This window comes from Brenneria salicis ATCC 15712 = DSM 30166 (assembly GCF_003315515.1).
In the GTDB taxonomy this organism is placed as follows: Bacteria; Pseudomonadota; Gammaproteobacteria; order Enterobacterales; family Enterobacteriaceae; genus Brenneria; species Brenneria salicis.
This window is the reverse complement of the sequence record NZ_QNRY01000036.1, coordinates 23,864-36,071: the sequence shown is the minus strand read 5'-3', so window position 1 is coordinate 36,071 and position 12,208 is coordinate 23,864. Positions and strand designations below refer to the sequence as shown.

Here is a 12,208-nt window from a genome sequence, read left to right as displayed (position 1 = left end):
AAAAATGTCAGACAATTTATTAAAACCGCATCACCTTTCCCAGGCAACAAACCTGGACTAACAAAAGTGGAGCGGTAATAGGCGCAGTTATTTAGATAATTCACGTTGCATTAAGGTCGTCACCCAGAAGACCTGAAGTATGACGAGTATGTTCTACATATTTTTATTAACCGGGGGAAAAACCACTCATGAAATGAGTGTACCAATACATTAACTTTTCATTTCAACGCAAAAGGTATTTAATTATGACTATTAATCCATCGAGTTCTATCGCTGAAATTAAAGCCAAGGTCATTTCTGCCGCCACCGTCGTTCAGGGGCATCAGAAATTATCAACGCCGCACCCGGTTATTAACATTGGGCAACGCATTTCACTGGCGTCAAAAAAATATTGGAGCGCGAAATATATTCCCGCGATTCCTGTCATTCCCGTTTCAATTGAGGCGACATTGCAACATCAGTCGGCAAATAACCTGAAAAGTCTGATTAAACAGGTTGGCGCCGGTATTTCAGGTGACAATAAATAATTCATTTTAATTTAGCAATCCCTTGTAGATTTCTCGGCGCAGGAAAAGGCGGACCATTTTCGGGTGGGCCGACCTCCTGCGCCTTGAAAGATGGCGGTTATATTCATGGTGAGGTAACAGAATGAAAGATCAAGTAACGTTCCGCGATAAAGACATTGCCGTGGTGGGAATGTCAGCCCGCTTTCCTGGCGCGGAAGATGTCACGGCGTTTTGGCGGAATCTACTGGAAGGGGTGGAGACCATCAGTACATTCAGCGAAGAGGAATTGCGGGAGTCGGGTATTGAAGAAGATCTGATCGCTTCATCAAACTATATCCGCCGCCGGGGAATTTTAGGCAACGCACAGGACTTTGATGCCCATTTTTTTGATATTACACCGCGTGATGCCGAAATTATGGACCCGCAGCACCGCATCTTTCTGGAATGCTGCTGGCATGCGTTTGAAAACGCCGGTTACGTGCCGGATACCTACCCCGGTAAAGTCGGCGTGTTCGGCGGCACCGGAACTGCCTGGCACCTGAATAAAGTGAACACCCATCCTGAGGTGCAGAAATATGCCAGCGGCGCATCAGTGGTGACAAACAATGACAAAGATTACGTAACCACGCGCGTCTCTTACAAGCTGAACCTGAAAGGGCCCAGCATCAACGTTCAGAGCGCCTGTTCGACCGCGATGGTCGCCGTCGTAATGGGAATTAATAGCCTTCAGAACGGGGAAAGCGATTTGATCGTTGCCGGCGGCGTGTCGGTTGATACGCCGGAACGCCGCGGCTATCAGTATATGCAGGGCGGCATGGAGTCGGCGGATGGCCGCTGCTACGCCTTTGACTCGCGGGCAAACGGTACGGTGTTTAGCCGTGGCGCAGGGGTTGTGCTGCTGAAGCGCCTAAATGACGCCATCCGCGATGGCGATCATATCTACGCCGTCCTGAAGGGCGGCGCAATTAATAATGACGGTAGCCTGAAAGCGGGCTATACCGCCCCCGGCGTTGCAGGACAGGTCGCGGTCGCCAGACAGGCGATCACCAATGCACAGATCAATCCGGCGACCATCGACTTTGTTGAAGCGCATGGCACGGCAACGGCATTGGGCGATCCGATTGAATTTACCTCTTTAACGCAGACATTTCAGGAATATACCGATAAAACCCAATACTGCCGGCTGGGCTCGGTGAAAACCAATATCGGTCATACGGATGCCGCTTCCGGCATGGCCAGCCTGATCAAAGCGTCACTGGCTTTGGAAACGGGAATGCTGCCGGCATCGCTGCATTTTGTATCGCCCAATCCCAATATCGAGTTTGAAACCAGCCCATTCATCATGAATACCGAACTGAGCAAACTGGATGCATCGGACACCCCGCACCGCGCGCTGGTGAACTCCTTCGGCGTAGGGGGCACCAACGCCTGCGTGGTCCTTGAAGCCGCGCCCCCCCTCGCCGCGAGCGATCCGCATCACGGTCTTCTGGCCCTGCCCTTCTCGGCGAAAAGTCGTAAGGCGCTGGAGGAGATGAAACAGCGGATGCATGATTACCTGAGCGTGCATGAGAACGTCAATCTGGCCGATGTCGCCTATACCTTGCAGGTCGGGCGTCAAAAATTCGCCCACAGCACCGTCATTGTCGCGGGTGATCGTGAAACCCTGCTGAACAAGCTGGCGCACCCCTCGGCTATCGTGTCTCAGGAGGGGAAAAACCGTAAATCAGTCGTGTTCATGTTCCCCGGGCAAGGCAACCAGTACCTCAATATGGCGCATGAACTTTACACCGCCTATGGCGCGTTCCGCCAGGTGATGGACCAGTGTTGCCGCTATTTGGAACCCATTCTGGGCGTAGACCTGAAAACGGTGATGTTCTCCAAAGAGAATGCCGCCGACAGGTCACGCCTCAATGAAACCGAATTTACCCAGCCCTCGTTGTTTGTCGTGGAGTACAGTCTGGCGCAGTTGTGGATTTCCTGGGGCATTAAACCGGATGCCATGATCGGCCACAGCGTCGGGGAATGCGTCGCCGCCTGCATTTCCGGGGTCTTCTCACTGGAAGATGCGCTGAAAGCGGTGGCGCTGCGCGGCAAAATGGTGCAAGCGCTCCCTTCCGGCGACATGCTGGCCGTGCTAATGGATGAAGAAACCCTGAGCGGGAAGTTACAGGGCGGCAAGCTGGAAATGGCGGCGGTCAACTATCCCGGGCTGTGCGTGATCGCCGGCGAGTCGGATGAGATTGCGCGTTTCCAGCAGCGTCTGGAAGATAACAATATTTTCTGCAAACATCTGGACACCTCGCACGCCTTCCATTCGTACATGATGGAGCCGATGCTGCCCGCCTTTAAAAAGGTTATCGATACGATCGCGCTGCATGCGCCGCAAATCCCGTTTGTATCCACTGTCAACGGGGAATGGATAAGCGACGAACTGGCGCAAAACAGCGATTACTGGGTGAGACACGTGCGTAATACCGTGCAGTTTTCTCACGCCTTCAAGACACTGATGGCGAAAGCGCCTCAGGATGTGGTGTTCCTTGAAGTCGGCCCGGGACGCTCGCTGGAGTCCTCCGCCAAGCAGCATTTCAACGCGAACGACGGCGCACTGATTTACTCATCCCTGCCTACCGCGAAAGATGCCGAATTATCCGGCGAGTACCTCCTCTCGACATTCGGCGCACTGTGGGCCAGCGGCGTAGACATGCAGTGGTCCCCATTATCCGCCGACCAACATCGTCGGCGTTTGCCGTTGCCGGGTTACCCCTTTGAGCGTAAACGCTTCACGCTGCCGATGATGTCGCAGGATAGGCCAGATGTGCAATCGGTGAAGGCGCGGAAGCGTAAAAAAGCGGATACCGGCGACTGGTTCTCCATGCCGACATGGAAACAGACCATTCCGGCCAAATTTATGGCGGGAACCCGCGTGCAGCCAGGCGATGAAACCTGCTGGCTGATTCTGGCGGATAACCTCGGGATCGCCGAACGGACGCAGCATAGCCTGGAAAACCAGGGACATAAGGTCTTGTCCGTCACCCCCGGCGCGGCGTATCAGGAAGATCCCGCCGGAGGGCGCTATGTCATCCATGCCGCGCAACGTGAAGATTATATCCGCCTGTTAAAAAGCCTGAAAACACAAGGTCTGCGTCCCTCTCGCATCCTGTATTTATGGAGTCTGACGGCTGAAACGCCGACGCCCCGGTTAAATCAGGAGCAAATGATCTCATCCGTTAACGCGTTCTACCGTCCTCTTTACCTTCAACAGGCGTTGGTAAGCGAAAACCTGCTGGATGAGTTGCACCTGCTGTTCGCCACCAGCAATACCTTCAGCGTGATGGGAGAGGCCATCGCGTCGCCCGAGAACGCGCTTCTTGTCGGGCCTGCCCGGGTGTTCTATCACGAATACCCGGAAGTGCAATGCCATTTGGTCGATATCGATCTGCGTGATGGCCGCGCCGCCCTTGATGACATCGCGCAGCATCTGATTGCGGAAAGCGATATTGCGACGCATGGCAATCTGGTGGCATATCGTGGCGGGCAGCGGTGGGAAGAGGGTTATCAGGCGGTGCATCTGGATCAGGATGACAGCGGTATACCCGCGGACCTGAGGGATGACGGCGTCTATCTTATCACCGGCGGGCTTGGCGGATTGGGGATGTTGGTCGCCAACTACGTGGCGGAAAACAGCAATGCCGCCTTAATCCTGACCTACCGTTCGGCGCTGCCACCGAGGGATAGCTGGCATAGCTGGGTTCAACAGCACCCGGTGGATGATGAAATCAGTGAAAAGATCGCCGGCGTTTTACGCCTGGAGGCACAGGGCAACACCGTGCATCTGGCGCAGGTTGACGTGAGCGATTATGCCGGTATGCGCGACATGCTGGCCGCCTTCCCGCGGGTGGACGGCGTGTTCCATACCGCCGGGGTGGCGGGCGGGGGCATTATTCCGCTGAAAAGCGACGCCGATTGCACCAGCGTGCTGGACCCGAAAGTCGCAGGCAGCGTCATTCTGGATGCGTTGCTGCAAAACAAACAGCCTGATTTCTTTATCCTGTTTTCGTCCATCACCGCCATTGTCGGCGATGAAGCCCGTATTGATTACTGTTCCGGCAATGCCTTCATGGATGCCTTCGCGCATTACCGCAACCAGCATCGCCGCGGGCGCACAGTATCGTTGAACTGGGGAAAATGGGGCGATGTGGGCATGGCTGCCCGCTGGACCCGGCAACAGTTGGAGAAGAAAAACAGCAAGTCGCCCGTTTTTGATGAAGTCGAAGGTGACCTGCTGACGTTGGTTGAACGCGAGGGGATGCAGGAAAGCTATCAGGTCAATCTTGCCGTGCGGCAAGACTGGGTCATTGACGAACACCGCCTCGCTCATCAGCCTTCACTGGTCGGCGCCACCCTCTTATCCCTGCTGCACGAGTTCATGACACAGTTTAAGCCTCAGGAAAGCTTGCAGGTGAAAAACCTGATGCTGACCAAGCCGGTGATTTATCGCCACGCCTGGCCCCGTCTTATGCGGCTGGTCATCACCGCTGACGGAAAGGGATATAAATTTAGCCTGAAGAGTCGCGGCACCCTCGAGCTCGAGTGGCAGGAACACGCGTTTGGCGTCATCGGACAAGACCAGCAGGCGTCTGAAGGGATTATCCAGCCTATCGACGACATCCGCCGGCGCTGCACGACCGAGATGCCCTATGCGCCTCTTCCGATGGATTTGGAAAATGCCACTACCGGCGATGTCTTCCTGTCGTTGAGCCAGCGCTGGAATAACCATCGCGATATTGTTCAGGGTCACAACGAGTGGCTGGTGCACAATGTGTTGGATCAAGCCTATGTCGAAGATATGGTTCGCTACCCATACCATCCTGCGATCATCGATGCGACGGCAATACACTGCCTGATGTCGATAACGCAGGAGAATTTCTTGCCGATCAGCTACGGCAAGATCACCTTCCTCGCGCCGCTAAACGACAATGTCTATGCCCACGTTAAGCTCAAACGCGCCTATCAAGCACAGGACAACGCGATCGTCATGGACATCGTCTTCCTTTCGCCGCAAGGCCGACCGCTGCTAGCTTTGGAAAATTATACCCTGCTCAAACTGACGCCGGATAATCAGGTCGCCACGCCGCAAGCCACATCGGCGTTCCCGGTGAAAGTAAATCTGGCGGATAAAGATATTCTGCTGCCGGAAGGCGTGGATATCCTTAAACGCCAACTGTCGCATCTGGAGTTTGCGCAACTGGTGATCGTCACCAGCGATCTGGATCAAATCATCTATGAGTCGATTCCCGAGCAAGCGACGCCCGAACATATCGTGCTGGACAACGCGGCGCTGGAAGGTCATTCAAGACCCGCGCTGTCCGTGGATTACCAGGCCCCGGGAAACGACATTGAGAAGGAGATCGTCAACGTCTGGCAATCCATTCTGGGGATTTCCGGCATCGGCGTGAACGACAGTTTCACCGAGCTCGGCGGCAACTCGCTCCTTGCGGTGCAAGTGATCTCAACCGTCTCAGGCATCTTCGAGATCGATATTCGCGTTGACCTGTTTTATCAGAACCAGACGATAAAAGGCCTATCGACGCTGATTCTCTCGGAGCTTGAAACGTTATTGCAGAACTAAGGGGGAGACCGCCTCCCGAACGCTATCGGGAGGCGGCCGTCGACGTTAATACCGAATACCCAAAAGCGAGAGACGATCATGACATCGACCCGTACCGATCGACTGGCATCACTGAGCCTAGACGACTTAAAAAAACTGGCGCACGACAAGAAAAAAGCAGGCGCGGTCATAGCAGGCGCTAAAACCATTCAAAAAAATACGCAACCGGGCAGAAACCATTTCCCGATGACCAGCGCCCAAAAACGCATCTGGATGCTCGATCAATACCTTGATAACCATCAAGCCTATAACAATCCCTATGCCGTTACCTGCTGGATTGAACATGAAATAGATCCGCAACTGGCCCAAACCGCGCTTGATTACCTGACGCGACAGCATGACATTCTTCGTACCACGTTCCGTTTCATCGATGACGACGTATACCAATGCGTATCCGATGACATGCCTTTCCATTTCCACTATGACGATCTCTCCGCATGCGCGCAGGAAGAGATCGCAAGCCGCGTGCAAACCCTGGCAAAAGCGGAAGGCGGCATCAGTTTTGACCTGGCCAATGGTCCGTTGGCCTATTTGCATATGTTAAAAACGCGCCCTGATGAATATGTCTTGTTGCTGACGTTTCATCACATCATTTCCGATGGCTGGACGGTAAACCTATTTTTCAAAACGTTTATGGAGACCTACTTTCGTTTGCTCCAGGGCGAGACGTTAAAAATAGCGGACACCCTGCAATTCACCGATTATGCCCTGGCGGAGAATCGGTGGTATGCCGAGGGGGAATATCAGGAGGGGCTCGCCCATTGGGCCAAGAAACTGGATGGGATTCAGGGCCTGCTGGAACTCGCGACCGATCGGCCGCGTCCGGCCAAAATGCGTACCGCGGGCGGCATAGCCAGCCGGTTCTTCGACGCCGCATTCTGTCGGCGTTTGCAAGCCTGCGCTTCACAACACCACGCCACGCAATTTCATATCATCCTCACCGCGTATCAACTCTTGCTGCACAAATACAGCGGCCAGCAGGAGATTATTATCGGCGCGCCGTTCGCCAATCGGAATTTGCCCGTCACACAAAGCATGATGGGGTTATTTATGAATACGCTGCCGCTACGTTTCGAGATCAATCCCGATGCACCGTTCTCCACGCTGATCAATACCACACGCGCCGAATGCGAGCAGGCCATGATGCACCAGGATGTGCCGTTTAATTACATACTGGATGAAATCAGCTACGTGCGTAATCCCCAGGTTAACCCGGTATTTCAGGCCATCCTGACCTATCAGGTGTTTCCCCATTTTCACAATAACAGTGGTTTCAAATATCAACCATTAAAGGTGGACTACGCCACTGCGAAGCTCGATCTGAACTTGTGGGTGGAAGAAGATAAAGACAGAGATGGCCTGCTGTTTACCCTCAACTACAGTAGCCCCTTATTTAATCAGGACACCATCCAGCGCATGCTGGTCGATCTACACACCATCCTCCAGGTCGTCATGACTCAGCCGCAGTTGACTGTCCGGGACCTGTCGCTGCTGCGCGCAGAGGAGAGAGAGGCACTGATAGCCCGCTGCCGCCCCGCCCGAGATGTCGCTCCGCCAGCCGTCCATCTCCAGTTTGAACATCAGGTTGAGCTGCGACCGCACGCCATCGCACTCCGCTGTGAAGGACGAACGCTTACCTATACCCAGCTTAATCAGCGGGCAAACCGGCTGGCGCATCAGCTACGGGCGAACGGTATCGCGCCGGGAGAATGCGTCGCGCTTTGCATGCCGAAGAGCGAGCGCTGCGTGGTCGCCATCCTGTCGGTACTGAAGGCCGGCGGATGCTATGTGCCGATTGATATGGCGCTCCCCGCGCAGCAGATCGCATTTATCCTGCAAGACGCCGCCGCCCGCTGCGCGTTGATTGATGGCGCCGCCCCGCAACAGGCGTTGCCGTGCATCGATGTAAGGCAAGAGTTCAGCGCCATGCCGGCAAGCAACCCGCCGTATCAGGCGCGTCACGATATGCCCGCTTATATTATTTATACCTCCGGCAGCAGTGGAAAACCGAAAGGCGTTCGCGTCAATCATGCGCATTTGAGTCACTATTGCCACGCGATCCAACCAGTTCTCTCGCTGCCCGCGGGCGTTCGCTACGGTATGTTTTCCGCTTTCACGACCGATCTGGCGCATACCATGCTGTTCCCCTCTTTGCTTCATCAAGGGCAGCTTGAAATCATCAGCGCCCGACAACTCAATGCGCCTGAAGCGCTGTTTGCCTATCTGGCGGACAATCCGTTGGATTGCATCAAGATAACGCCTTCTCATTTGGCAGCGCTATTAACATCACCGCAAGCATGCGCCCTGCTGCCGCAACGTCTGTTAGTGCTTGGCGGAGAGCGTGTTCCCGTGTCGCTGATTACACGCGTACGTCAGCTAAACCGCGCCTGCCGCGTGGTGAACCATTATGGCCCGACCGAGTGTACCGTCGGCATAACCACCTACGCGGTTCCCGACGATCTCAGCACGATCGCCGATGACTATTTGCCGATTGGTACGCCGTTGGCGGATAGCCATGTACTGCTGCTCGATCCCTGCCGGCAACTGGTTCCCGCCGGGTTACCGGGTGAAATTTATCTGGGCGGTGCGCATGTGGCGGCAGGATACCTCGGCCTGCCGGAACAAAACCAAGCACGCTTTATTCCGCATCCTTATCTTGAAGGAGAGCGGCTCTATCGAAGCGGTGATAAAGGCCGCCTGCTGCCTGATGGCAATATTGCGTTTCTGGGACGCCTCGACCGTCAGGTTAAGGTCAGAGGCTATCGTGTTGAACTGGCTGAAATTGAACAGGCCTTGCAGCAGGCCGACGCTGTCACCCATGCCGCGGTCAAACAAAATAGGTTACCGAACGGGGAAACCGTGTTGACCGCTTACCTTTGCGGGGTCTCAGCACAGCATCGCGCTTTGGTAAAAGAGACGCTGCAAAAAAAACTGCTTGGCTACATGCACCCCGAACGCTGGGTCTGGCTCGATGCGATGCCATTGACCGCCAGCGGCAAGATCAACTATAACGCTCTGCCGCTGCCGGCGTATGAGACGATTTTATCCCCCCGCCGCCCCGAAGGTGAGCGCGAACAGTGCCTGTATGCGATTTATCGCCAGGTTCTACAACGGGATGACATCGATACGCAGGAGAGTTTCTTTAACCTCGGCGGTAACTCTATCAGTGCGTTAAAGCTCATTCTCGACGTCAACCAATACTTCGGAACGGCACTCTCTTTAGGGCAATTGCTTGAGAACAGCAGCATCCATCAATTGGCCCGCCTACTGGAACAGGCCGAGCCGCAGGCCCTTTCGTCATGTATCACTATCACCCCGGGGCTTGCCGACAACAAGCCGACGCTGGTGCTTATCCATCCCGCTGGGGGCAACGTGCTGTGCTATTCCGCATTGGCCCGCGCGTTGGGCAGCGATTATCCGATTTACGGCATTCAGGTGGCTGATTTCAGCCGTAATGCCCCTTACAACAAGGATATTAAAGCTTTAGCCGCGTTTTATTTGTCGCAGGCGGGCGAGCGGGTACATCGTCCTAACCTGGTTATCGGAGGGTGGTCTCTGGGGGCAACGATTGCCTTTGAAATGGCGCAGCAGCTGGCCACAACGGGAATAACCCCTACCGTACTGGTGCTGGATCAGCCCGCGCCACAGGTAGCCGTCGACGATTCCGCACAGATGAATGAACATGAAAGGCTGGCGTACTTTGCACATAAAGTGGAACGGTTTACCGGCACATCCTTCCAGCTTTCAGAAGCCGCCTTGTCTGCGATGTCTGAAGAGCAACGCACTGCACGATTCCTGGCAGCGTTCAAGCAAGCCGGACTCGTGCCCGACGCCATTGGCCTGACGGCATTTCAACAGTTTCTGCACATTTTGCGCGCGCATATTCATGCCACGGATGATTATCAGGGGGCGCCATACGCGGGCAATCTCCTGGTTGTCGAAGCTGAAGATATCTTGCCGGGCCGCCGCCGCCCGCCCGAATCAGGACTGGGATGGCGGCGTTTGACGGCGGGCAACCTGACGGTGCTCAGTACCTCCGGCGACCATATATCGATGATGACGATGCCGCACATTGCCCGCATTGCCGAGCAATTAAAAAAGATCTTGCGATGAGCAAAGAGCGGTAGACCGACCTGTACTCAGCTGAACGCAAATTGCTCAACAATTTATTTTACAAGGAAGGAATATGCAACAGTCATCCTCAATCACCCTATGGTCATACTTGCTGTCGCGTGATGCGCACCTCACTATCGTGCTACCGATTGTGTTCTATCACATCGCATTCTGGCTGGGCGGCGCCGGTATCGCCCTGCTAATTACCGCGCTCTATTCCGCTGTTGTGGAGGGCGTCAACCGACGCAAAGGCGCTCTGGCGATTATCGCGTTGATTATGCTATCGGGCGGTAGCCATTACCTCTATTTACTCGGCCATACGCCATTCGCCATCAGACAGGAAAGCGTCTTTTTAGCGGTCAGCGGCGCGATCTCCGTCGTGATCGTTTTTGCGGTCTACAGCCTGTTGCAACGTCCGGTCGTGAGAACGCTGGCGGAACAAGCCATGCCCGTCCTCAAGACGCTGCCGGTCTATAACACGCCGCGCTACGCCAGAGCCTGGCACGAAGTCTCTGTGGTCTGGATGCTGATATTCCTGCTGAAAGCGCTAGGCATTTATGCCCTTTCGCAACAGGAAGGGCTGCCGATGGATGCGATTGTTCTGGCCTGCGGCTGGCCGATCACCCTGTTGTTGATCATCTTCAGTTTCTACTGGCCGCGATATCGCTGGGCGGCCAAATCCATCGGATAAACACGCCTGAGTGAAAAATATTCAGCGCCTTAATAACGATAGCTACCCGCCGCCCTGTGCATTTCAGCAGGGCAAACGCCGCAGAGCCGGTCTACATTCCGGGTGGGCGGGTATGTCATGAAGAGAAGGAATGTTATGAATCAGTTTGAAAATAAATCCATTGTCTTGAATCGCCACCCTGACGGTCCCGCGCAGTTAAATGATTTCAGGCTGGAACAAAGCCCGATCGCGACATTACAGCCTGGCGAATATCTGGTGGAAAATAAATGGCTATCTATTGATCTGTATACCCGGCCCCGTCTCAATAGAAATCCGGCTTATGTCAGCCCGATCAAACTGGGAGAGGTTATCCAGGGAGAGACTGTAGGCTATGTCGTGGCGACGAGCAACCCTCGGTTTGCGGTCGGAAATTGTGTATTCACATTCTCCGGTTGGCAGAAATACTATGTCGGTGGTTCACAGGACTTTATAACCCATCAGGTACAGCCGACATCGCTGTCGCCGTCTATTTTTCTGGGCACGGTGGGCACGCCAGGGCGTTCAGCCTATTTTGGAATGAATAAGATTGCCAAACCCAAGGTGGGAGAAACGCTGGTGGTATCCGCAGCTTCGGGGGCGGTGGGAGCGGTCGTCGGGCAGTTGGGAAAGCTGGCTGGATGCCGGGTCGTTGGTCTGGCCGGCAGTGAGGAAAAATGCCATTACGTCGTCGATACGTTAGGGTTCGATGCCTGCCTCAATTACAAGAAAGATGATTTGAATCGCGATCTCCGCGCCGCTTGTCCCAATGGTGTTGATATCTATTTCGAAAATGTGGGTGGCCGGGTTTCCTTGTTTGTCGCCAAACTGCTCAACGAGGGTGCACGGGTGCCTGTCTGCGGCAATGCAGCGCATTACAATCAGGGAACGGAGGTTGATGTTTCCGGTCCGGCGGACTTTTTTGCCTCGCTGCCCGATGCGCCGCTGAGCCGTTTTTTCCTGGTGACGGAATGGTTTAAAGATTATGCCGAGGCGGATAGCTGGCTATTGCGTGCTGTCGAGAAAGGAGCGTTGAAATACCGGGAAACCATCACTGACGGGCTGGAAAATGCGCCTCAAGCCTTCATCGATATGTTGAACGGTAAACATCTGGGTAAGCAACTGGTTCGCCTATAAAAACAAGTGAGTGCTTACGGCCATATTCAGGCAAGGCACAGCGTGGGGTTTGCACGAATAGTGAATAAGAACCAGAGG

At 54.6% G+C, this 12,208-nt stretch carries 5 protein-coding genes; all 5 read left to right on the top strand.

All coding sequences use genetic code 11. The features are described from left to right. The first annotated feature begins 245 nt into the window (after positions 1–245). The 5 genes from DES54_RS14040 (at position 246) to DES54_RS14020 (ending at position 12,130) form a co-directional block, all read left to right on the top strand. Positions 246–527, top strand: coding sequence for a hypothetical protein (locus tag DES54_RS14040; protein WP_113868426.1), 282 nt, complete (start codon positions 246–248; stop codon positions 525–527). 121 nt (positions 528–648) lie between these two features. Beyond that, a complete protein-coding gene (locus tag DES54_RS14035; protein WP_113868425.1) occupies positions 649–6,135 on the top strand; it encodes a type I polyketide synthase in 5,487 nt (1,828 codons plus the stop codon). Between the two features lie 78 nt (positions 6,136–6,213). Then, positions 6,214–10,287: a non-ribosomal peptide synthetase gene (locus DES54_RS14030; RefSeq protein WP_113868423.1), complete on the top strand. Its 4,074-nt coding sequence runs from the start codon at positions 6,214–6,216 to the stop codon at positions 10,285–10,287. Positions 10,288–10,360: 73 nt separating this feature from the next. Beyond that, a complete protein-coding gene (locus DES54_RS14025; protein ID WP_113868421.1) occupies positions 10,361–10,978 on the top strand; it encodes a hypothetical protein in 618 nt (205 codons plus the stop codon). A 135-nt stretch (positions 10,979–11,113) separates the two neighbouring features. After that, a complete protein-coding gene (locus tag DES54_RS14020) occupies positions 11,114–12,130 on the top strand; it encodes an NADP-dependent oxidoreductase (protein ID WP_113868419.1) in 1,017 nt (338 codons plus the stop codon). Positions 12,131–12,208 lie beyond the last annotated feature (78 nt).